This is a genomic window from Cypionkella sp., from assembly GCF_030652235.1.
Classification (GTDB): Bacteria; Pseudomonadota; Alphaproteobacteria; order Rhodobacterales; family Rhodobacteraceae; genus Cypionkella.
On the sequence record NZ_JAUSBA010000022.1, the window covers coordinates 45,545 to 67,468 of the forward strand.

A 21,924-nucleotide genomic window follows, 5' to 3' on the forward strand; every position below is an offset into this window, starting at 1 on the left:
CATCATCGGCGAAACCTTAACAATCCCTTACCGCTGCCCCATAACCCCCTGATTTCGCTAACCCCAAAAACGGTCCCAACTCGGGACCGCGCTAATTTCACAACCGCGCCAACCTTTCCGTCAGCAAATCAAAGAACCCCTGCGCGTCCACATCCCCGATAAACAGCGCATTTTTGACCCGGTCCGTCACCCCCCACCAATCCGCCACCGTCATCCCCAAGGTCAGCTCTGACTGGGTTTCAATCTCGACATTGATCAGCCGCCCCGAGAACAACTCCGGCTTGATCAAATAAGCCACCACCGTCGGATCATGCAGCGGCCCACCCTCGCTGCCATATTTCACCACATCAAACCGCTCAAAGAAATCCGCCCAGTCCGCCGCCACCCGACCGACCTCGGTGCCCATCGCCCGAAACGCCTGAACCCGCGCCTTGGTGGTCAACACCTTATGGGTCACATCCAGCGGCATCACCACCAACGGCACCCCGGATCGGAACACGATCTCTGCCGCCTCGGGATCAACATAGATGTTGAACTCGGCGGCAGGCGTGATGTTGCCACCCTCAAAATAGCCCCCGCCCATCAGCACGATCTCCTGCACCCGCCCCACCACATCGGGGGCCTGCAAGAACGCTTGGGCTATGTTGGTCAGCGGCCCCAGCGGGCACAATGTCACCGATCCAGCAGGCTCGCGCCGCAAGGTCTCGATGATGAACGCCACACCATGTTGGGTCTGCAATGGCATCACAGGTTCAGGCAGCACTGGGCCATCCAGACCAGTTTTGCCATGCACATGCTCGGCGGTGACCAGCTTGCGCTTCAAGGGCCGATCACAGCCTGCGAAAACTTTCACATCCGACCGCCCGGCCAGCTCACAAATCATCCGGCTGTTCTTCTGGGTCAAAGCCAGCGGCACATTGCCTGCAACGGCGACGATGCCCAACACCTCGATATCTTCCGGGCTGCCCAAAGCCAGCAGGATCGCAAAAGCGTCGTCTTGGCCGGGGTCGGTATCGATGATGATTTTGCGTGCGGGATGTAGCATGGTCTGCTCCTCATTTTTCGGCCAGAAAACGCCATTCCCCCGATCTTGTCCACCTGGTCAAAAAAGAAAAAGGCGCGGATGCGCCTTTTTCAACTCTTAAACAGATCGCTGGTTCGGATCAGTTGTCGAAATCGACTTCCTCGATCAGTTTCAACGCCGCCGGCCGCTGCGCCGCGACATCGGCTAAAGCCAAGCTGTCCGGTGTGAATTCACCCCAGCCTTTCACCAAGGCCGAACGTTCCACCCCCAGCTCGACCGGGAATTCGTAGTTGGTTTCGGCGTAGATCTTCTGCGCCTCATCCGACGACAGCCATTCCATCAGCTTGAGCGCCGCATCATGGTTCGGCGCCGCTTTGGTCATCGCCACACCCGAGATGTTCATATGGGTGCCGCCGTCTTCAAACACCGGGAAGATGATGCGGACGGCGTTGGCCCAGTCTTTCTGCTCGGGGTCAGCCAGCATTTGCCCGATGTAATAGGTGTTGCCGATGGCAATGTCGCATTCGCCTGCCCAAATCGCTTTGACCTGATCGCGGTCGCCGCCATTGGGTTTACGGGCGAGATTAGCCTTCAGCCCCCCTAGCCAGGTCTTGGTGTAGGCCGCGTCGTGATGCGCCAGCATCGCTCCGGTCAGCGCCACGTTATAATCGTTGGTGCCCGAGCGCATACACAGCCGACCCTTCCATTTCGGGTTGGCAAGGTCTTCATAGGTGGTGACTTCGCCATCCTTCACCCGGTCTTTCGCGGCATAGACGATGCGCGAACGCGCCGTCAGGCCGAACCATTGCTTGCCCGGATCGCGGTATTCTGCCGGAATGTTCTTTTCCAGAACCGCCGAGTCCACCGGCTGCGTCACGCCTGCATTGACCACTTCCATCAGCCGCGCGATGTCCACCGTCAGGATCAAATCGGCAGGAGAGCGATCACCTTCCGCCACCAAACGCTCGGCCATGCCCTTGTCGACAAAAGCGATATTCACCGTGATTCCGGTTTCCTTGGTGAAGGCATCGATCAGCGGCTGAATCAGTTCGGGCTGGCGGTGCGAGTAGATATTAACCTCCTCGGCCAGTGCAGGCAGAGCGGTGCTGGCGAGGGCAAGCGCGAATAGGGAAAAGCGCAGCTTCATGGTTGAGTCCTTTTGTCAGGTATCTGCCCGCGCTTAAAGCGCAAGCATCAGAGGGCGTCAATACCTGAGTAAATAACTTTGACGGCTGCGCGCGCCGTCGCTCAGCCCAATTTCGCGGCCTTCTCCTCGGCCTTGGCGCGATTCCACAGAGCATCCATTTCCGCCAGATCGCTGTCGGCGGGGGCGCGGTCATCCTCGGCCAACCAATCCTCAATCCGGCCAAAGCGGCGGCTGAATTTGGCATTGGCACTGCGCAAAGCGGTTTCGGGATCTACATCCAGATGCCGCGCCAAATTGGCAATCACAAACAGTAAATCGCCAAATTCTTCAGTCACTTCGGCGTGGCTCAACGTATCGCGCGCCTCGACCAATTCGGCGGCTTCCTCGGCAATTTTGGCCACCACCTCATCGGTTGAGGGCCAGTCAAACCCCACTCGCGCCGCCCGCTTTTGCAGCTTGACCGCTCGGGTCAGCCCCGGCAATCCCAGCGCCACACCATCCAGCACGCGGGCGTTCTGTGCACCGCGCTCGGCTGCCTTGATCCTCTCCCAATCCACGGTCTGCTGCGCGGGCGTTTTGTCGCGGCTTTCGGTGCCAAATACATGCGGATGCCGTGCGACCATCTTGTCCGATATCGCTTGCACCACCTCTTGAAAGCCAAACAGGCCTTGATCGCTGGCCATCTGCGCATGAAACACCACCTGCAACAGCAGATCGCCCAACTCTCCCGGCAACTCGTGCCAGGCCTGCCGCGCGATCGCATCGGCGACCTCATGCGCCTCCTCAATCGTGTAAGGCACAATGCTGGCAAAATCCTGCGCAATATCCCACGGGCATCCCGCAACCGGGTCGCGCAACCGCCGCATAATCTCCAGCAAACGCGCGATCCCGCCGTCTGGGTCAGGCACAAGTTGATCAGACAAGTCGTCAGAATGGGGCAGGGGCATTGCCGATCCCTTCCAGATAAGATTTGATCAAAGGCCAGCAAATCAGGAGACCGCCATGCCCGTCCTCAACCGTATCGCCGCTTATGCCGAGGAAATGAAGGGCTGGCGCAGGCATTTGCACGCGAATCCCGAACTGTCTTTCGACTGCTTCACCACCGCCGCCTATATCGTTGATCGCCTGAAAGAGATTGGCGTTGATGAGATTCACCCCGGCATCGCCAAAACCGGCATCGTCGCCATCATCAACGGCCAAGATTACGATGCCAAGGTGGGGGGGCCCACCATTGGCCTGCGCGCCGATATGGATGCGCTGCCGATCCTAGAGATCACCGGGGCCGAATATGCCTCGACAGTTCCAGGCAAAATGCACGCCTGCGGCCATGACGGCCATGTGACGATGCTTCTGGGTGCTGCAAAATATCTGGCCGAGACCCGACGTTTCAAAGGCCGCGTCGCGCTGATGTTCCAACCCGCCGAAGAAGATGGCGCGGGCGGCCGTGAGATGGTGAACGAAGGCGTGATGGACCGTTTTGCGGTCGAGCAAGTCTATGGCATCCACAATGCGCCCAACGTGCCGTTCGGGCATTTCCTGACAACGCCGGGCGCGCTGATGGCCTCGGTCGATACCGCCTATGTCTATCTCACCGGCAAAGGCGGCCACGGTGCCACCCCGCATGATTGCGTCGATCCTATCGTGGCTTTGGTCGGAATGATCTCGGCAATCCAGACCATCATTCCGCGCAATATCTATGCGTTAGACGAGGCGGTGTTGTCGGTCACCATGGTAAACTCCGGCACCGCCAGCAACATCATCCCCGAAGAGGCGATGTTCGCCGCCACCATTCGCTGCTTTAAGCCAGAGGTGCGGGCGTTGTTGAAAAAGCGTTTTCATGAAATTGTTGAGGGTCATGCCAGCGCCTACGGCGTGCAAGCGCGGATCGACTATGACTGGGGCTACCCCGCCACCATCAACCACGCTGATCAAGCAGCCTTTGCGGTAGAAGTCGCCGCAGAAATCGTTGGCGAAACCTCGGTGAACGGCAATTCGGTGCGCGAAATGGGCTCGGAAGATTTCTCCTACATGCTAGAGGCGCGCAAGGGCGCCTATCTGTTCATGGGCACCGGGCCGGGGGCTGGTCTGCACCACGCGGCTTACGATTTCAACGATGAAGCCGCCCCGATTGGCGCATCCTTCTTCGCAAGACTGGTCGAGCGCGCGCAGCCTTTGAACTAACAGATCACAACGCCCTAGCGCGGCCTCCACTTGCTGCGCTAGGCTGGTTCCACCCACTTGATAGGAGCCGTTATGATCCGCCTGATGATTGCCCTGTGCTTGCTCGCTGGAGCCATGCTGCCGAACGCGGCAATGGCCGATGATTACCTCGCCTTCCATTCGCCCTCGGGCAATATCCAATGCGCGATCATGACCGGAGACTACGCACAAGCGCGGTGTGATATGTCGGCGCTTTCACCGACCTACCGCCAAGCCCCCGCCAACTGCGAATTCGACTGGGGCAGCAGCTTTGCGGTCGATGCCGGCGGCTCGGGCTATCTCGCTTGCGTTTCCGATTCAGTCGCCGATCCGGGCGGGGTGGAATTGGACTACGGCAAGTCGATCTCACTGGGGCCATTCACCTGCACGTCTGAGAAGTCGGGGATGGAATGTAGCAACCTTGGCGGGCATGGCTTTAAGCTGTCAAAGGCCATGCAAAAGCTGTTCTGAAATTTGATCAAATACCCTCTGGTGTTTTTATGCGCTTTGGCTATCTTGGCTAAATCATATTGACTGGAGATTCAAAATGAACGCGCCCGCAAGCCTGCCCAACACTTCCGCCTTCGAGATGGACCGCGCCCATGTCTTGCACCCTTGGGCGAACTTTGGGCCGTTTGAAAAGGCCGGTTCCTTGGTGATCGCGCGCGGGCAGGGCGCAAAGCTGTGGGATGAACAGGGGCGTGAATATTTCGACGCCGTGGGTGGCATGTGGTGCACCAACATCGGCCTTGGTCGTCGGGAAATGGCCGATGCAATTGCCGAACAAGCCGAACGCCTCGCCTTCGCCAACCATTTTGTTGATATGACCAATGATCCCGCCGCGCGTCTGGCCGCCAACCTGGCAGACCTCGCGCCGGGCGATCTCAATCGCGTGCATTTCACCACAGGCGGCTCTACCGCCGTCGATACAGCCGTGCGCGTTGTCAGCTATTACCATCACGCGCGCGGCAACCCGGATAAAACCGACATCGTCGCACGCGAAAACTCTTACCACGGCTCGACTTACCTCACCCAATCGGTCGGTAAGCGCAATGGCGACCGCATTGAGGAATTCCGCTACAAGACCGAAGGCATCCACCACCTCAGCTGCCCCAACCCCTATCGCCGCCCCGATCATCAGACCGAGGCGCAATTCTGCGATGATCTGATCGCCGAATTTGAGGCGCTGATCGCAAAAGTCGGTGCTGACCGTATCGGTGGCTTTATCGCGGAACCGATCCAAGCTTCTGGCGGCATCATCATCCCGCCACAAGGCTATCTCAAACGCATGTGGGAGGTCTGCAAACGCCACGACATCCTGTTTATCGCTGATGAAGTGGTCACCGCCTTTGGACGCATCGGCCATTGGTTCGCCTCGGAGGATGCCTTCGGGGTGCAACCCGACATGATCACCACCGCCAAAGGCCTGACCTCGGGCTATCTGCCCTTGGGCGCGCTGATCCTGTCGGACCGGATTTGGGCCGCGATGGCAGACGGTGGCCACCGCTGGTTCACCACTGGGCTGACCTATTCCGGCCATCCGGTGTCTTGCGCCTGCGCTTTGAAAAACATTCAAATCCTTGACCGCGAAGACCTGCTCGGCAACGCGACAAAGGTCGGTGCCTATTTCAACACCCGTTTGAAAGCGCTGGAAAACCTGCCGCTCGTCGGCAATGTGCGCGGGCAGGGCTTGATGCTGTGTGTCGAGAACGTCGCCAACAAGACCACAAAAGAATTGCTGCCCGATGAGGTCAACGAAAGCAAACGCATCTCAAACGTGGCGGAATCCTTGGGCTTGCTGGTGCGCCCGATCGGCCATCTGAACGTGATGTCGCCGCCACTGATCATCACCGAGGCGGAGGTGGATTTTGTGGTCGACACGCTGGAGCAAGCCATCCGCCGGGTCAGCGATGATCTGGTGCGCGAGGGCTATCGGTTGGGGTAACATTGTTACCTGTTACGACCAGCGGCGGATGCGCTCCGCGCTGGAGTATTTTGGAAAGAGCAATTTCATCTTGGCCTAAATACTCCCGCCGGAGGCTCCGGCCTTGCCGCATATTCACCGCATCAGGCTTGACATCCCCACAAGCCTGCCTTCCTTTGAACTACCCGGATCCGCGCGTCTCCGGCTTGGGCTGTGGACCAAGGATAAAGACGCAAGCGCCGTTATCTCCGAGAGAATCATGGCCTTAGAAGACGCTAAAACCGAAATCGACACCGCTTTCAACCGCACCACCCAGCGCGGTTATGCCTTTGAGAATGCGTTCTCTGGCGCGACCTCGTTCCTGCGCCGCACTTACAGCAAAAACCTCACCGGGGTTGATCTAGCCATCACCGGCGTGGCCTTTGATCAAGCCGTCACCCACCGCACCGGCACCCGCTTTGGCCCCCGTGCGATCCGCGAGGCGTCGACCTTACAACCCTATGATCCGCCCTACGGTTGGCCCACCAACCCACTGGAAGACCTCAACATCATCGACTATGGCGACTGCGCCTTCGACTATGCCAAGACATCAGATTTCCCCGAAACCCTGACGGCGCATATCCGCAAAATCTTGGCGGCAGGGGCGGGCACGATCACGCTCGGCGGCGATCACTACATCACGCTGCCGATCCTGCGCGCCTATGCCGAGAAGTTCGGTCCCCTCAGCGTGATCCATTTCGACGCCCATTCTGATCTCTGGCCAGATGACGACATGACCCGGATCGACCACGGCACCATGATGTATAAGGCGGTCAAGCAGGGCTATGTTGACCCCACACGCTCGGTGCAGATCGGCATCCGCACCACGACCGAGGATTACCTTGGCTTCAACGTCATCGACGCCCGCTGGGTGCATGAAAAAGGCACGGCGGCGGTGGTGGCAAAGATCAAAGACATCGTTGATGATCACCAGACCTATCTGACCTTCGATATCGACGCGCTCGACCCCTCGGTTGCCCCCGGCACCGGCACCCCGGTCTGGGGAGGGTTGCATTCGTGGCAAGCTGCAGCCATCTTGCGTGACTTGGCGGGGATCAACATGGTCGGCGGCGATATTGTTGAAGTCTCACCACCCTATGACACCACGGGGGCCACCGCGATTGCAGGCGCGCATGTCGGCTACGAATTGATCTGTCTCTATCATTGGGCGAAAACACAAAGATGACCAAACTCATGACCCTCGCCGTTTTGATCTTGATCTTTGCGGCGGGGGCCATGGCGTTTATTCGCCTTGCCCCGACCCATCCATCCGTGTGGCATGTGCCGCTTGATCCGCGCCCTCTGGATATCGCGACCCCCAGCCCTGACCAGGTCACCGTCTTTGCGAATGGGGCCTATGTTGATCTGACAGCAGCACTCGATCAGACCCAAGCGCTGCTGGCCAAATTGGATGGTATCGCGCTGGCCACCCCGCGCACCCTGCGCATCGCAGGCAGTGCGGAAACCGGGCGGATCACCTGGCAAACCCGCTCGGCATTCTGGGGCTTTCCCGACTATACCACCGCCGAATCGACCCCCGACGGCGTGACGCTCTATGCCCGCCAGCGCTTTGGTGCAGGCGATTGGGGTGTCAATGCGGCCCGTTTAACGGCGTGGATCAGAGCATTAGACGCCTGAAACTGCGTTTGGTTCCCTGCAATCGCCAATAATGCGCCGATTTCGCAGAAACCTGCGGCGGTTTCTCGCCCACAGATATTTCAGTTTGTTGAACTTTGTCACGGATCAGTGAATGTCTGCCGCAGTGCAGAAACAACTTGGGCGAACCAAGGCCTCTGTGCGGAATAGAACACAAAAAGACTTGGGACATTCACATGGCTGTAACCTTCCTTAACTTGCCGCGCTTGGCCGCTTTGTGCGGCGTTCTGGCCCTCAGTGCCGCCTGCGTGCCAAGCACTTCGGAAGTGACGATGCTGTCAGCCCACCCCGATCTGATCCAGCCGGGGCTGAACCCGAACTTCGTTTCGAAAGCCATTGGCAATGCCAAAGCGCTGAAGGCCCGCGGTAAAAAAGTCTGGTGTGTGCCATTTGCCCGCGATGCGAGTGGCGTTGAGATCAAGGGCAATGCGGGCACCTGGTGGGATCAGGCCAAGGGCAAATTCATACGTGGCCACGCGCCCGTGGTCGGCGCGGTGATGGCGTTCTCTTCGACCCGCAAACTGCCGAAAGGCCATGTCGCTGTGGTGTCAGAAGTGGTGTCGGATCGCGAGATTCTGATTGACCACGCCAACTGGAAGCCCAGCCAGATTTCTTTGGGTATGACCGTGGTGGATGTCTCGACCAAGAACGATTGGTCGGTGGTGAAAGTCGCAAGCGCGGGCGACACTTTCGGCCACCCGTACCAGATTGACGGCTTTATCTGGAACCCGCCGGCACCGCGGGCTACGTTGCTTGCGACCACGCCCTAAGTGGGTGCACCAAAGATGCAGGTGTCGCTCTTGGACTTGACCAAAGCCGCTGAACTCTGCAAACCCCCTTCATGGTTCCGTTAGAAAAACTCGCCCAGATCACCCAGCGTTTCGAGTTTCTCGAAGCCAAGCTGAACGCAGGTGCCTCGCCCTCCCAGATTGCGATTCTGTCGCGCGAATACTCCGATCTGAAGCCCGTGGCCGATGAAATCGTCGCCTATCGCCGCGCCTTGGATGATTTGGCCGAGGCTGAGATCATGCTCGCCGATCCCGAAATGAAGTCTTTGGCGGAAGATGAGATGCCGCTGCTGAAAGCCCGCATCCCCGAGATGGAATCCCGGCTTCAAATTGCGCTTTTGCCGAAAGATGCCGCCGACGCCCGCCCTGCAATTTTGGAAATCCGCCCCGGTACGGGCGGCGACGAAGCCGCCTTGTTCGCAGCCGATTTGCTGCGGATGTATCAGCGCTATGCCGAGAAAATGGGCTGGACGTTTGAGGTTCTCGAACAGCAAGACAGCGAACTCGGCGGTATTAAGGATGTGCAGGTGCATATCGCGGGCGAGGGCGTTTTCGCCAAACTGAAGTTTGAATCCGGCGTGCATCGCGTCCAGCGCGTGCCGGAAACCGAAGCCCAAGGCCGCGTGCATACCTCTGCCGCCACAGTCGCCGTGCTGCCCGAGGCCGAGGAGGTTGATCTGGTGATCCCGGCATCCGACATCCGCATCGACACCATGCGGGCGTCTGGGGCAGGCGGCCAGCATGTCAACACCACAGACTCAGCCGTGCGGATCACCCATATTCCCACTGGTATGATTGTGGTTTCGGCGCAGAAATCGCAGCACCGCAACAAGGAAATCGCGATGCAAGTGCTGCGCGCCCGCCTTTTCGATCTGGAACGCGCCCGCGTCGACAACGCCCGTGCAGCGGAACGAAAATCTCAAGTAGGCTCGGGGGATCGCTCTGAACGCATCCGCACCTACAACTTCCCGCAAGGGCGGATGACCGACCACCGCATCAACCTGACGCTGTATTCTTTGGGCCAGATCATGCAGGGCGATCTGGGCGAAGTGGTCGATGCTTTGGTCGCCCATGACCAGGCCAGCAAACTGGCCGAGATGGAAGGATGACGGCGCAAGACGCCCTGCGCTTGGCCATCCGCCGCCTGACTGCCGCAGGCATCGACAACGCCCCCCGAGATGCCCGCCTGCTGCTCGCCTATGCGATGGGCATCGCCGCTGATCGCCTTACCCTACACCTGCCAGATCCACTGACCGAAGCCGCAGCCATCGCTTACGCCAGCGCCATAACTGCCCGCACAACCCACCAGCCCGTCTCGCAGATCACCGGACAACGCCAGTTCTGGGGCCGCAGCTTCAAAATCACCCAAGACACCCTCGACCCGCGCCCCGAAACCGAAATCCTTGTCGCCGAAGCCCTAACCCGCCCCTTCCTGAAACTGCTAGACCTCGGCACTGGCACCGGTTGCATCCTGCTGTCCTGCCTTGCAGATATGCCAATGGCGAGCGGTCTGGGCTCTGACCTGTCCACCAAAGCCCTCGACGTGGCCAAAGAAAACGCCGCCGCCCTGAACTTGACCACCCGTGCCAAATTCCAACAATCCGACTGGTGCGCCAATATCCACGGCCGCTTCGATCTGATCACCTCGAACCCGCCCTATATCGCCGCCGCCGAGATGCCTGGCCTTTCCCCCGATGTGCTGCAATGGGAACCCCACGCAGCCCTCACCCCCGGCGGTGATGGCTTGGATGCCTACCGCAAAATCGCCGCCCAAACTCCTGCCCGCCTGATGCCCCAAGGTCGCCTGCTGCTCGAAATCGGCCCGACCCAAAGCGCCGCCGTCACCGCCTTGCTGCACGCCCAAGGCCTGATCAACATCCGCACCTTGGCTGACCTTGATGGTCGCGACCGCGTCATCTGCGCCCAAAAGCCGCAGGACGTGGATTCTAGCGGCAATCCATAGCCGTTTTTGCGCGAAAACCGTAAAATCTGCTTGTCAGAACGCCCCCCCTGTGATTATTCCTACTGACGCGATATTCGGTGCAATTCGGCACTGACACGCGCAAACCCGGTCATTGCTGCCATGCCCCATGGGCTGACGATCCCCGAAAGGATCAGGCGCAACCTCCCGGACCATCTGGATCAAAGGACAAGATGCGCTCTTCCAAGTCCCGTTCGCGTTCAAAGACGAATCGCCCGCGCACCCTCGGCAATATCATCAACCGCGTCTTCGACAGCTCTGGCCCCGAAGGCAAAGTGCGCGGTACGCCGCAACAGATCATCGAGAAATATCAAATGCTGGCGGGTGACGCACAGCGGTCCAACGACCGTGTGGCCGCTGAAAACTTCAGCCAACACGCCGAGCATTACACCCGCATGTTGGCCGAAGCCACGCGTGAGATGGCAGCCGAGCAAGAAAGCCGCCAGCAGTTTCAGGGCGGTCAAAATAATCAGAACGCCCAGAATAACCAAAACAACCAAAACGGCGGCCAAAATGGCAACCGTGATCGGCAAGACTATCGCAATGAGCGTGGCGATTACCGTCCCGAACGCAGTGACGCGGGTGATGCCGAACAGCCCTACACCGGCGGCTTTAGTGCGGTCGATGAAGAAGAGCACAGCCTCGTCGATCTGCCCGAGGTGAGCCGCCCGCAGCCGCGCCAAGACAATACCCGCCGCGACAACCACCAGCGCGATCACCAGCAGCGCGACAACAATCAGCCGCGCGACGGTACTCAGCAGAATAACCAACAGCGTGATCACAATCAGCCGCGCGACAACAACCAACAACGCGATAACAATCAGCCGCGCCGCCAAGACAACAACCGCCCGCGTGATGACAAAAACCGCGAGCAACGTGCGCCGCGCAACGATCAGCCACGCGCCGAGCAACCGCGCAACGATCAGCCACGCGTCGAGCAAACGCGCAACGATCAGCCACGCGCCGAGCAACCGCGCAACGACCAGCCACGCGCCGAGCAACAGCGCAATGATGCCCCGCGCAGCGAAAAACCGCGCGCTGAGGCACCACGTTTCGCAACCACGCGCGAAGATGCCGCCGTTGAGACGCCCCGCGTCGACACCCCCCGTGTTGAAGCCCCGCGTGTTGAAGCCCCGCGCACAGAAGCACCGCGCTTTGAATCGCCTGCTGCGCTGGTTGCCCAAGTTGAAGCCGCTGCTGCTGCTCCGGTGAAAGCCCGCGCGCCGCGTGCGCCTAAACCAGTGGCCGAGACGTTGCCCGGACTGGAAGCCGCGCCAAAAACCACCCGCGCGCCCCGCCAGAAAAAGCCTGCCGCTGCGGAATCCACCCCGGACAAATCCGAAGCCGCAGAATAAACGCTCAACAAATCCCCACCAAAAAGCCCGCCAAGTGCGGGCTTTTTGCGTTCCAAGGTTGGGAGAAAAGCGTCAGCCTGCGGCCACAATCCGCGCCAAGGCGCAAAACCGCTCCAACTCGATCTCTTCCGCCCGCGCAGTAGGCGGTATCCCCGCCGCCGCCAGTTGGGCCTCAATCGCTGGTCCCATGCCCTTTAGACTAGAGCGCAGCATCTTGCGGCGCTGCCCGAAGGCCATGGTGGTGATGCGGTTCAGCATCGCTTCATCTGCGGCAAACCGAGGCTCTTCCAACCGCGTCAAATGCACGACCGCCGAATGGACCTTGGGCGCAGGGGTGAAGGCCTCGGGCGGCAGATGCATGACGATCTTGGCATCACAGCGCCAACCCACCAGCAGCGCCAAACGGCCGTAATGATCGGTGCGCGGCTTGGCGACAATCCGCTCGGCCACCTCTTTCTGGAACATCAGCGTCAGGCTTTGCCAGAACGGCGGCCAGACTTTCGGTGTCAGCCAGCGGATCAGCAACTCGGTGCCGACATTATAAGGCAGGTTCGCCACCACCCGCACTGGCGCATTGAGATGCCCCAGCACGTCGATCTCCATCGCATCGGCGTTGATAATCTGCAACCGCCCCGGATAGGCGGCGCCGATCTCCTGCAGCGCAGGCACACAGCGTGGGTCTTTCTCGACCGCCAGCACCCGCCGCGCACCCTCCACCAGCAGCCCACGCGTCAAGCCGCCGGGGCCGGGGCCCACCTCAAGCACATCACAAGCCGAGAGATCCCCGGCCAACCGCGCGATTTTGGCGGTCAGGTTCAGATCGAGCAAAAAGTTCTGCCCTAACTGCTTTTTTGCCACCAGATCATGCGCCTTGATCACCTCACGCAGAGGCGGCAACCCGTCAATCGTGCCCATAACTCATCCTCTGTGTTCAAATATCCCGGGGTCTGGGGCTGGCCCCAGCGGTTTACCCCAAGCGCGCCGCTGCCATCTGATGCGCCATCTTCAACGCCGCAATCAAACTGTCAGGCCGCGCCAACCCTTTGCCCGCAATGTCATAAGCCGTGCCATGATCCGGTGAAGTGCGCACAAACGGCAGCCCCAGAGTAACATTCACCCCGCCATCGAAATCCAGCGTCTTGATCGGGATCAGCGCTTGATCATGATACATGCAGATCGCCGCATCGTAGGCTTCGCGCGCGCGCGAATGGAACATCGTATCGGCGGAAGACGGCCCACGCAGGTCAAACCCCTCCGCCCGCAGCCGCTCTAGCACGGGGGTGATCAGAGTAATCTCTTCAACCCCCATCGCCCCGCCTTCGCCGGCATGCGGGTTCAACCCCGCCACCGCCAACCGAGGCCGCGCCAGCCCGAAATCCCGTCGCAGCCCGGTATCGGTGATCCGAATCGTGTCTTCCAGCAATTCCGCCGTCAAAGCCGCTGGCACGTCCACAATCGCGATATGGATGGTCACCGGCACCACCCGCAGCAAGGGCGAGGCGAGCATCATCACCACGCGGTCCACCCCTGCCAGATGTGCCAGAAACTCGGTATGGCCGGGAAACGCAAACCCCGCGCCATCCTTCAGCGCTTTCTTATGGATTGGTGCGGTGCAGATTGCCGAAGCCTCGCCCCTTTGCACCAAAGCCACCGCCCGCTCAATCACCGCGATCACCCCTGCGGCGTTTTCCGGCGCCGGTTGGCCGGGCAGGGCAGGGCCGGCAAAGCGGTGCGGCAGAACCGGCAGCAGATGCGCAGGCACCAAGACCGCCTCAGCGGGCGAGGCAATCTCTTGAAACGCGTCAAATCCCAAATGCCGTGGATCGCCAATCCAGAACAGCGGCAGCGCCGCCCCTAAAACCGCGCGTGCCGCAAATGCCAATTCCGGGCCAACCCCAGATGGGTCGCCACAGGTCAGCGCAACCGGCAGTCTCATGGCGTGCGGATCATGGTGTACGAATCTGGGCTTCAGAACGCAATTCTTCCAGATAAATATCCGCCTGCGCGCCCAAAACCTGATTGGTCAGCTGCAGCTTGACCTCATCGCGGCTGGGCATCTCGTCTTCCGGCGGACCTCTGCGGCACAGCATCAAGAACACCCGCCAGCCGCCCCGCGTGACAGCGGTAGACGCCTCGCCCGCATCCAGCACAGACAACGTCCCGGCGATATCGCGTGGCACCTGTCCCTGCGCCACGGTTTCCCGGATCAACCGATCCGCCGGAAGCCCCTTGGCCACCGCGTAAAGGTCGTTACAGGTATCCACCTTAGCCCGCACTTTGGCGGCAGAGCCGCCATCATCCGGCACCAAAAACGCGGCGTAATCCACCACGATGCCGCCCGAAGGCTTCACCATCTCCTGCTTTTGTTCCTGCAACTGATAGATCACTACCTGATCATCCAGCACCACCGGCGCTGAAACCTGACCCGAAGCCAATCCCCGCACCGCTTTCGCAGCATCCGGTTTCAACGCGGTCAGCAGCATCCAATCCAAAGACCCGCCGCGCCCCGCAGAGGCCGCACTGGAATTCTGCCGTGCCAAGGCCGCGAAATCCTCACCACCGCGCAGCAACAGCCGCAAATGGTCGGCTTTTTGCAGTGCCGCGGTGCGACCAGCCCCCACCGCCGGGATTACAATCTCTGACAGCTTGACCTGCAACGCTGCCATCGGGCGGCCATTCGCCAAAGCCCGGTCGATCTGAGTTTCTGAGATCGACACCGTTGGCGCGAATTTGCCACGCACAATCTCGCGCCAGACCAGCCCGGATTCGACGAAATCGCGGAAAGTTTCTGGCTGCACACCAGCTTGACCGATGATCTCAACGAACTTCTCGGCGGTCAGATTGGCGCGGGCGGCGAATTCTTCCATCCCGGCTTTCAACTGCTCGGGCGACATCTTGACGCCAAACTGCTTGGCCGCCGACATGCGTAAGCGGTCATCCAACAGCGATGACATTGCCGCGTTTTCAAGATCACCCGGCTGGCGCAAAAGCTGCATGAACAGCACGCGCTGCTCAAACTCAAACTGCGTGATCGCTTGATCATTGACGATCTTGATCGGTGTAAAAGGCCCGGCCGCAACAGGTGCGCCAAAGCCAATCGACGCGATCAGCGCCAAAACCATCGTTATACCTGCGGGTCGCACCATGATCACCTGCCGTCGTCCGTTTCTTATCCTAGCGCCTGCATTGACGCGCGGGCCCCGGCGCAGAGCTGCCGCCAAAGCCCAATAGTTCCACCGAAAGCCCGAAATCCGTGGTCGGTTTCACACTAGTCGAGGACGTGAACCGACGCGAGAGAGAAAGATCGACCAGCAAACATTCGTTGCGGAAGGTCAGCCCCAGCCCGGCTGTCGCCGCCCGCTCGGCCTCAAAATCATAACGGCTGGCGATGCGGCCCGTCCAGTTGTCGGCCAACTGATAGCTGGTCGCCAAAGTCAGCTCGGATATCGGGGTCAGTCGATTTTCCGTCGCATCCGCTTCGGTATGGACATAGCCCGTCGCTACTGTGAAGCGATTACCGGTATAGGCCGCCTGCAATTCGGCTTTGGTCATGTTGAACTGATCATCAAACAACAGCCGATTGGCCAGATTAAATCCGGCCATATCCACCTGCCACGACGTCATCCAATCTGAACTGACCCCGCCAAGGCCCGATCCTGCGCTGAATTGATCCAGATCTTCAGTCCGCAGCACACGTCCCACGGTGACCCCCAAGGTCCAGCCGTTCGGGTCTAGTCGCAGGTAACTGACGCCCAAGTTCGCCCGCGTGCCATTTTCCACAGCATCCGCCCCCGGAAAGCGGCTGAGGTCAAACAGATTGGCCTCGTCAAATTCCACCAGCGCCGAATCCTCGTTCGGGATAGTACTGCCCGTGCGCGAGGCCAGCACGATCTGTATCACCGGCTCGATCACTTGGCTGACGCCATTGGCCTGCGATTTCACCCAAGGCCAACGCAATTCGGCCCCAACTGCCGCATGAGATCGGGTCTTGCTGCCTTCATAGACCGCATCCTGCCCGATCATATAGAAATCTGCCGCAGCCTCGCCCAGCACTGCCGCTTCCATGCCATTGTCCAGCAGGAAGTTCTTGCGCCAGTCGGCGCGCAGCGACACCCGTTGCATGTCGCGTCCATCTGCGATGCCATCGCTGTTGCTGTCGGACAAGGCATCAGTCGAGGTGCGCTCATGGCCATGCGCCTGCAACTCAAAGCCGCCTTCGCCGCCCCAACCGCCCAAGGTAAAGCGGCGATGATAGGTCAGATCTGCCATCCGTGACGGCAGGGTGGCGTTGTCTTCGCCGTCGCGGATCGAGTGAAACGCGATCAGCCGCCCCGAGATGTATTCATTGCGCCGCGTCCGGCTGACCTCGGCGCGGCTCTCCAGACGGTCGACCGTCGGATAATCGTAATCAAGGATATAGGCCGGATCGCTGACCGCCTCGACCCGCAAATCCAGCGTAAAGCCGCGCGGCAAAGTAAATTCGCCAGTGCCCAGCACATAGCCGCGTGTCTCACCGGGGCGCAGATCATCGCGCGACACCCCGCCCGAGATGTCTATGCCGCCAGTCGCAAACGCCTGCCGATAGCGCAGATTGACCGTGCGGCTGCCCTTGGTGGTGAAGAACGGCGTCACGGTTAAATCGCGGCTGTCCCCCATTTTGATGAAATACGGCAGCATCAGCCCGGTGCCAAAGTTGGAATTGTTCTTCAGCGACGGCAGCAAGAACCCCGAGGCGCGCTTCAAGGTCGGATCGGGCATCCGCAGACGCGGAATATAGGCGATGGCGACGCCGCCCAAGCGAAACTGTGCATGATCGAAATAAAGCTGCCGCTCGGTCTGATCATGCACCACACGGCGGGCGCGGATTTCCCACAGCGGCGTCGAACTGCCTGCGCAAATTTTGCAACTGGAGGCCACCACCCGCTGCATCGCAGTATAGCGTCCATCGACCCGCTGAATTTCTGCCGCCGCCAATTGCAACTGTTGCTGCAATACCAACCGCGCCGAGGTCAAAACCCCTTGGGTGAAATCAGCACTCATATCGGCTTGGCTGGCCAAAATCACCATGCCCTTGCCATCGCTCAGCACAATCGGGCCTTCAATCAGCAGCCGATCCTTGGCCTGATCATAGGTCACGCTCTGCGCTGTCAGCTTCTGGCCCTGGTAGAAAATCTCGACATGGCCGCGCGCGATCAGCGTCGAATTGTCCTGAATTTGCAGTGCGTCGGCGACCAAAGTGGCCTTATCCTGCGCCAAAGCGGGCAGGGCGCACAGGAGCGCGGCGATAAAACTCAGGAGGCGCAACATCAGCCATCCTCCAGATGCAGTAGTAACCCAAGTGCCAGAAACGTCGCCGCAATCGGTGGGCTCCACGCCGCCAGTAAGATCGGAATCTGGCCATTTTGCCCCAAAACCTGCGCGAAGTTGCGCAGGAAAAAGATCAAAAATCCGCCAAGCAACGCCAACAGCACCATCTGCCCGGTCTTGCCAAATCGCGCATGGCGCATGGTAAAGCCCGCCGCAATCAGCACCATCGCCGCCAGCAAGACCGGCAAGGCCAGCTCCATCTGCGTCCACACCTGATAGCTGCGCGCCGAAAAGCCAGCCCGCTCCAAGGCTTTGATATACGAGGGCAGCGCCCAAAACGCCACAGACGAAGGATCGCCAAAGCCGTCGCGTAGGCGGTCTTGCGTCAGATCAGTGGGCAGGCGCATCTCCACCGCCGTCGCAAGGGCTGTCTGTTCAGGATTAGCATCGGTCAATGACCAGCGCTTGGCGCCATGCAACACCCATTCCCCCGGCAACAATTGCGCCGACGTGGCCTCGATGCGCTGCGTTGGCGTACCTTCCGGGTTAAAGGTGATCACCGTGACGCCCTGCAACGTCGTGCCACCCGGATCACTGCGCGTAGCCTTGATCACCGACTGACCCGCCGCATTGCCCTGCCGCATCCACAAACCATCCTCTGACAGCGACAGCAGCGATCCCTCTTGCCCACGCTGCGCTGCCAGTCGGTCATAGGCCTTCGAGGTCGCCGCCACCAACGGATTGAACACCGCCACCGCCACCGCGCCGATCAGCAAAGCCATCACCACCGGTGCCAGCAGAAACTGCAACCCTGACCGCCCTGAGGCGCGCACCACCACCAGCTCCGAGGACCGCGCCAGCCCCAAAAACAGCGCAATCGCCGTCAAGATCATGATCAGGGGCAGGATCTGATACAGGCTCTCCGGCACATTCAGCAGCGACAGATACAAAGCCCCGCCCAATGTCACCCCAACCTTACGCAGCTGATCAATCACATCGATCAGCAGCAAAATCGCCGCGAACACGCCAAACACCAGCCCGAACATTTTCAAAAACCGCCGCGCAATATAAAGGGTCAGCGTCATGTTGCCACCGCCAGCTTCGGCACCCGCCGCGGCCTTTGCGTCAACCACAACTCAAACACCCCAATCGCGATCCCCACCACAGGGGCTGCATAGGCCAGCATCCAGCCGCCCGGCACATCCTTGCCGACATTGGTCGAAACCGTCGAGATCGCCTGCACCACCAGCAGCAGCAGCACCGCCACGCCAACCTGCCGCCACAACCCGAACCGACTGAACGCCCCCAACAGCAGCGAGGAAAACCCGATCAGCCCCGCCGCCAGCGCCATGAACGGCTGCGCAATCCGGTCGTGGCCCTCAAACAGCATGTTCTGTGCGGTCTGCCGCACCTCTGCCATCAGCGCCGGGGTCGGGGCCAACAACTCGGGCGTCGACAACTCCGCCATGCTGCGCGTCCGCAGAGCAGGCTCTGCCATCAACCCCGCCAGATCATAGGTGAAATCGGCAAACCGCGTCACCGACAACTGCCCCTTCGGCCCCAAGAACTGCACCATGCCATCGACCATCAGCAGCTTCGGTCCCGCATCCGTCCGCGCAAAAAACGCCTTCTTTGCGGTGTATAGCGCGCGCTGTTCCACCACACGGTCGTCCGCCAAAAACAGATCCAGCAATTCCCCGGTTGGCGCAATCTCGCGGATATACAGTGTGATGCCCTCCGAAGGATGAATGAACTGGCCATCCTTCAAAAACCGCGCCGAGACATTCTGCGAGATCGCCTCTAACCGCTCTGCCAAAGCACTGCGGCTTTCGGGCACCAGCACATGCATCAACACAAGCATCATCCCCGAGACGATCAACCCAAAGTACCACACCGGGCGCGCCAGCCGAAACGCTGAAAAACCGGTCGCCTGCATCACCACCAATTCAGATTCCGACATCAGCCGATTGGCGACATAAACAGCGCCAATGAACGCCGAAATCGGCAGCACCAGCCGGATCACATTCGGCAGAGTCAGCAAGGAGAATTGCAAGAACACAACCGCAGACTGGCCATCGCCAATCAACTGGTCAAACAGCCCCACCGCGCGGTTCACCCAATAGACAGCCACAAGCACTAGCGAGAAAAACCCGAATAGCGCTAGCAGTTGCGATAGCAGATAACGGTCGAATCTCGCCACAAAAGCCCCAAACCCGAAAAACCATTGCTGGTGAACCTAGCGGAAAACCCCGGCGGGGAAAACTGCTATCTGGCCTTCCCACTCCCCCTTCGCTAGCTTGCGATCAACCGCGCCACAAGTCCCCGACATTGCCCCGGAGAAGCCCCTTGTCCCATCCCATCGCCATCCAATTCCAAGCCCTCAGCCTTGAGACACTGCAAAAGCAAACCGGCCGCATCGCCTTGCTGTTTGACGCAGATCACCCGACAAGCCCGGCGGCGCGCAAGCTGAATGCCTTGACCAAGGGCGCTTTGGCCCGCGCAATGGCGTCTGAGGCTGCAACCAAGCTGAAACCCGGCGACAGCCTTGATCTCGCCTTCCCGGCGGGCCTTGCCGCCGATGCGCTGCAACTGATCCGCCTGCCGCGCCGTGCCAGCGTGACCGAGGCGCGCAAAGCGGGTGCCGCTGTGGCCCGCAGCCTGACCCCGTCCGGCACACTGCTGATTGCCGAAGCGCATCCGCAAGCCGCTGAACTGTCCTTCGGGCTTGCGCTGCGCGCCTATGATTTCAGCCCGCATAAATCCAGCCAACCGCCAAGCCCCGGCCCGGTGGTGATCGCGGTGGCCGAACCCGAGGCAATCGCCGCCAAAGCCGCCCCGATGGCGGCGGTGGCCGAAGGTGTGTTCTTCACCCGCGATCTGGTCAATGAACCCGCCAATATCCTGACCACCGATGATTTCGCCGCTCGCCTCGCCGCGATGCAGGAACTCGGGCTGGACGTTGAAATCCTTGAGGAAGACCAACTTGCCAAACTGGGGATGAACGCTTTGCTGGGCGTTGGCCAAGGTTCGGAAAGCCCCTCCAAGGTCGTCGTCATGCAGTGGAATGGTGGCCCGAAAGACCAACCGCCCTTCGCGCTTGTGGGCAAGGGCGTGGTGTTTGACACCGGCGGTATCTCGATCAAGCCTGCGGGCGGGATGGAGGATATGACGATGGATATGGGCGGTGCGGCCACCGTTGCGGGCGTCATGCGTACGCTTGCGCTGCGGGGTGCCAAGGCCAATGTTGTCGGCCTTGTCGGCATCGTTGAAAACATGCCCGATGGCCGTGCCCAACGTCCCGGCGATGTGGTGCGCTCGATGAAGGGTGTCACGATTGAGGTGATCAACACCGATGCCGAAGGCCGACTCGTGCTGGCCGATGTGCTTTGGTATGCGCAGGAACGCTTCAAGCCTTCCGGCATGATCAACCTTGCCACCTTGACCGGGGCGATCATTGTCGCCCTGGGCCATGAAAACACCGGGGTGTTTTCCAATGACGACGCTTTATGTAATGCCTTTCTGAAAGCCGCAGGCGCGGAAGGTGAGGGGGCTTGGCGGATGCCAATGGGCCAAGGCTATGACGACAAATTGAAATCCCGCGTTGCCGATATCGTCAACTCTTGCGGCCGCGATGGCGGATCAATCACCGCAGCCCAATTCCTGCGCCGTTTCGTCAAAGCGGAAACCCCGTGGTGCCACCTTGATATCGCAGGCACAGCACTCTTGAAAACCGACAGCACGCTTGCCCCCAAAGGCGCTACAGGCTGGGGCGTGATGGCGCTCAACCGCCTGATCCGCGATCAATACGAGGAAAAATGACCCCGCGCCGCAAGTTGCTCTTTTCTAAATACTCAGCTTTCTTAGCAAGGCTCACCCAGCCATGAGCCTTGCAATGTTCTATCACCTGACCCGCTCCACACCGCAAGAAACCATGGCGACAATTCTGCCGCGTGCGCTGTCCGCTGGCTGGAAAGTCATGCTGCGTGGCACCGATGGCGCGGCGCTCACGGCACTCGATGCGGCACTCTGGCTGCACCCCGACGACAGCTTCCTGCCGCATGGCCTGGCAGGTGGCCCGCATGACGCCGCCCAACCGATCCTGCTCGGCCAAGGCGCTATTGCCAACGCCGCCGAGGGTCTGATGCTGATCGACGGTGCCGAAACCACCCCAGCCGAGGCCGAGGCATTGCAACGCGTTTGGGTGCTGTTTTATGGCGCGGATGAAGCAGCCCTCAGCGGTGCCCGCCGGCTCTGGACCACACTGACCAGCGCAGGGCTCGCCGCGCAATACTGGTCCGAGGAAAGCGGGCGTTGGCAGAAAAAGACCGAGAAAGCCGCCCGCCCGGCCTGAACACCCCGCGCGTCACTTCCTGTCGGGCGTTCCTCGCTTTTGCAACGAAGAAAGCCGTCAGGCTTGATAAGCGCACCGCAGATAAAGATCAAAAAAAACGCCCAGTAGGGTGCGCTTCAGCGCATCACACCACGGCCCATCAATCCCAACCTC

General features: G+C 60.2%; 20 protein-coding genes. 11 read left to right on the forward strand and 9 right to left on the reverse strand.

Annotation, left to right across the window (positions count from 1 at the left end; genetic code table 11):
• Positions 1–97: 97 nt before the first annotated feature.
• The 3 genes from Q7V03_RS06005 to mazG all read right to left on the reverse strand — a co-directional run bounded on the left by Q7V03_RS06005 (position 98) and on the right by mazG (position 3,118).
• Positions 98–1,045 (reverse strand): nucleoside hydrolase, encoded by a 948-nt coding sequence (locus Q7V03_RS06005; RefSeq protein ID WP_304924698.1) that lies wholly within the window; start codon positions 1,043–1,045, stop codon positions 98–100.
• A 118-nt stretch (positions 1,046–1,163) separates the two neighbouring features.
• Positions 1,164–2,171, reverse strand: a complete 1,008-nt coding sequence (locus Q7V03_RS06010; RefSeq protein WP_304924699.1) for a Fe(3+) ABC transporter substrate-binding protein — start codon at positions 2,169–2,171, stop codon at positions 1,164–1,166.
• Positions 2,172–2,272: 101 nt separating this feature from the next.
• Positions 2,273–3,118: a nucleoside triphosphate pyrophosphohydrolase gene (mazG, locus tag Q7V03_RS06015; RefSeq protein ID WP_304924700.1), complete on the reverse strand. Its 846-nt coding sequence runs from the start codon at positions 3,116–3,118 to the stop codon at positions 2,273–2,275.
• A gap of 55 nt (positions 3,119–3,173) precedes the next feature.
• Here mazG and Q7V03_RS06020 point away from each other — a divergent pair, with 55 nt between their 5' ends.
• From Q7V03_RS06020 to Q7V03_RS06060, 9 genes are all read left to right on the forward strand, one after another.
• Complete coding sequence (locus Q7V03_RS06020) at positions 3,174–4,352, forward strand: M20 aminoacylase family protein (RefSeq protein ID WP_304924701.1); 1,179 nt, start codon at positions 3,174–3,176, stop codon at positions 4,350–4,352.
• Between the two features lie 72 nt (positions 4,353–4,424).
• The gene (locus Q7V03_RS06025; protein ID WP_304924702.1) at positions 4,425–4,841 is read left to right on the forward strand and encodes a DUF6636 domain-containing protein; all 417 of its coding nucleotides are present in this window, start codon (positions 4,425–4,427) and stop codon (positions 4,839–4,841) included.
• A 76-nt stretch (positions 4,842–4,917) separates the two neighbouring features.
• Positions 4,918–6,315: an aminotransferase gene (locus Q7V03_RS06030; RefSeq protein WP_304924703.1), complete on the forward strand. Its 1,398-nt coding sequence runs from the start codon at positions 4,918–4,920 to the stop codon at positions 6,313–6,315.
• A 238-nt stretch (positions 6,316–6,553) separates the two neighbouring features.
• Positions 6,554–7,519: an agmatinase gene (gene speB / locus Q7V03_RS06035; protein ID WP_304924704.1), complete on the forward strand. Its 966-nt coding sequence runs from the start codon at positions 6,554–6,556 to the stop codon at positions 7,517–7,519.
• Complete coding sequence (locus Q7V03_RS06040; RefSeq protein ID WP_304924705.1) at positions 7,516–7,971, forward strand: DUF1499 domain-containing protein; 456 nt, start codon at positions 7,516–7,518, stop codon at positions 7,969–7,971. The genes speB and Q7V03_RS06040 overlap by 4 nt, the downstream gene beginning before the upstream one ends.
• A 194-nt stretch (positions 7,972–8,165) precedes the next feature.
• Positions 8,166–8,759 carry a CHAP domain-containing protein gene (locus Q7V03_RS06045; RefSeq protein WP_304924706.1) on the forward strand — a complete coding sequence of 198 codons (594 nt, stop codon included), beginning with the start codon at positions 8,166–8,168 and terminating at the stop codon, positions 8,757–8,759.
• Positions 8,760–8,830: 71 nt separating this feature from the next.
• Positions 8,831–9,886, forward strand: coding sequence for a peptide chain release factor 1 (gene prfA / locus Q7V03_RS06050; protein ID WP_304924707.1), 1,056 nt, complete (start codon positions 8,831–8,833; stop codon positions 9,884–9,886).
• Positions 9,883–10,740, forward strand: coding sequence for a peptide chain release factor N(5)-glutamine methyltransferase (gene prmC / locus Q7V03_RS06055; RefSeq protein WP_304924708.1), 858 nt, complete (start codon positions 9,883–9,885; stop codon positions 10,738–10,740). Before prfA ends, prmC begins: the two co-directional genes overlap by 4 nt.
• Before the next feature lie 191 nt (positions 10,741–10,931).
• Entirely contained in the window at positions 10,932–12,113 is a 1,182-nt protein-coding gene (locus Q7V03_RS06060; RefSeq protein WP_304924709.1) for a DUF4167 domain-containing protein, read from the forward strand.
• Positions 12,114–12,185: 72 nt separating this feature from the next.
• Here the strand turns inward: Q7V03_RS06060 and rsmA are convergent, their stop codons facing one another.
• From rsmA to lptF, 6 genes are read right to left on the reverse strand one after another with little or no spacing between them, the layout of a single operon-like run.
• Complete coding sequence (gene rsmA / locus Q7V03_RS06065; RefSeq protein WP_304924710.1) at positions 12,186–13,028, reverse strand: 16S rRNA (adenine(1518)-N(6)/adenine(1519)-N(6))-dimethyltransferase RsmA; 843 nt, start codon at positions 13,026–13,028, stop codon at positions 12,186–12,188.
• Positions 13,029–13,080: 52 nt separating this feature from the next.
• The gene (gene pdxA / locus Q7V03_RS06070; RefSeq protein WP_304924711.1) at positions 13,081–14,049 is read right to left on the reverse strand and encodes a 4-hydroxythreonine-4-phosphate dehydrogenase PdxA; all 969 of its coding nucleotides are present in this window, start codon (positions 14,047–14,049) and stop codon (positions 13,081–13,083) included.
• 10 nt (positions 14,050–14,059) lie between these two features.
• Positions 14,060–15,334 carry a peptidylprolyl isomerase gene (locus Q7V03_RS06075; protein WP_304924712.1) on the reverse strand — a complete coding sequence of 425 codons (1,275 nt, stop codon included), beginning with the start codon at positions 15,332–15,334 and terminating at the stop codon, positions 14,060–14,062.
• A complete protein-coding gene (locus Q7V03_RS06080) occupies positions 15,288–17,420 on the reverse strand; it encodes an LPS-assembly protein LptD (protein WP_304924713.1) in 2,133 nt (710 codons plus the stop codon). The genes Q7V03_RS06075 and Q7V03_RS06080 overlap by 47 nt, the downstream gene beginning before the upstream one ends.
• The gene (gene lptG / locus Q7V03_RS06085; RefSeq protein WP_304924714.1) at positions 17,420–18,505 is read right to left on the reverse strand and encodes an LPS export ABC transporter permease LptG; all 1,086 of its coding nucleotides are present in this window, start codon (positions 18,503–18,505) and stop codon (positions 17,420–17,422) included. The genes Q7V03_RS06080 and lptG overlap by 1 nt, the downstream gene beginning before the upstream one ends.
• Positions 18,502–19,620, reverse strand: coding sequence for an LPS export ABC transporter permease LptF (gene lptF / locus Q7V03_RS06090; RefSeq protein WP_304924715.1), 1,119 nt, complete (start codon positions 19,618–19,620; stop codon positions 18,502–18,504). Before lptF ends, lptG begins: the two co-directional genes overlap by 4 nt.
• A 146-nt stretch (positions 19,621–19,766) precedes the next feature.
• Here lptF and Q7V03_RS06095 point away from each other — a divergent pair, with 146 nt between their 5' ends.
• Positions 19,767–21,239: a leucyl aminopeptidase gene (locus Q7V03_RS06095; protein WP_304924716.1), complete on the forward strand. Its 1,473-nt coding sequence runs from the start codon at positions 19,767–19,769 to the stop codon at positions 21,237–21,239.
• 61 nt (positions 21,240–21,300) lie between these two features.
• Complete coding sequence (locus Q7V03_RS06100) at positions 21,301–21,771, forward strand: DNA polymerase III subunit chi (protein WP_304924717.1); 471 nt, start codon at positions 21,301–21,303, stop codon at positions 21,769–21,771.
• Positions 21,772–21,924: the final 153 nt, after the last annotated feature.

Bases quoted from the DNA above. Each gene is read 5' to 3' on its own strand.
- Q7V03_RS06005 (WP_304924698.1), bottom strand. From the start codon at position 1,045: ATGCTACATCCCGCACGCAAAATCATCATCGATACCGACCCCGGCCAA.
- Q7V03_RS06010 (WP_304924699.1), bottom strand. From the start codon at position 2,171: ATGAAGCTGCGCTTTTCCCTATTCGCGCTTGCCCTCGCCAGCACCGCT.
- mazG (WP_304924700.1), bottom strand. From the start codon at position 3,118: ATGCCCCTGCCCCATTCTGACGACTTGTCTGATCAACTTGTGCCTGAC.
- Q7V03_RS06020 (WP_304924701.1), top strand. From the start codon at position 3,174: ATGCCCGTCCTCAACCGTATCGCCGCTTATGCCGAGGAAATGAAGGGC.
- Q7V03_RS06025 (WP_304924702.1), top strand. From the start codon at position 4,425: ATGATCCGCCTGATGATTGCCCTGTGCTTGCTCGCTGGAGCCATGCTG.
- Q7V03_RS06030 (WP_304924703.1), top strand. From the start codon at position 4,918: ATGAACGCGCCCGCAAGCCTGCCCAACACTTCCGCCTTCGAGATGGAC.
- speB (WP_304924704.1), top strand. From the start codon at position 6,554: ATGGCCTTAGAAGACGCTAAAACCGAAATCGACACCGCTTTCAACCGC.
- Q7V03_RS06040 (WP_304924705.1), top strand. From the start codon at position 7,516: ATGACCAAACTCATGACCCTCGCCGTTTTGATCTTGATCTTTGCGGCG.
- Q7V03_RS06045 (WP_304924706.1), top strand. From the start codon at position 8,166: ATGGCTGTAACCTTCCTTAACTTGCCGCGCTTGGCCGCTTTGTGCGGC.
- prfA (WP_304924707.1), top strand. From the start codon at position 8,831: ATGGTTCCGTTAGAAAAACTCGCCCAGATCACCCAGCGTTTCGAGTTT.
- prmC (WP_304924708.1), top strand. From the start codon at position 9,883: ATGACGGCGCAAGACGCCCTGCGCTTGGCCATCCGCCGCCTGACTGCC.
- Q7V03_RS06060 (WP_304924709.1), top strand. From the start codon at position 10,932: ATGCGCTCTTCCAAGTCCCGTTCGCGTTCAAAGACGAATCGCCCGCGC.
- rsmA (WP_304924710.1), bottom strand. From the start codon at position 13,028: ATGGGCACGATTGACGGGTTGCCGCCTCTGCGTGAGGTGATCAAGGCG.
- pdxA (WP_304924711.1), bottom strand. From the start codon at position 14,049: ATGAGACTGCCGGTTGCGCTGACCTGTGGCGACCCATCTGGGGTTGGC.
- Q7V03_RS06080 (WP_304924713.1), bottom strand. From the start codon at position 17,420: ATGTTGCGCCTCCTGAGTTTTATCGCCGCGCTCCTGTGCGCCCTGCCC.
- lptG (WP_304924714.1), bottom strand. From the start codon at position 18,505: ATGACGCTGACCCTTTATATTGCGCGGCGGTTTTTGAAAATGTTCGGG.
- Q7V03_RS06100 (WP_304924717.1), top strand. From the start codon at position 21,301: ATGAGCCTTGCAATGTTCTATCACCTGACCCGCTCCACACCGCAAGAA.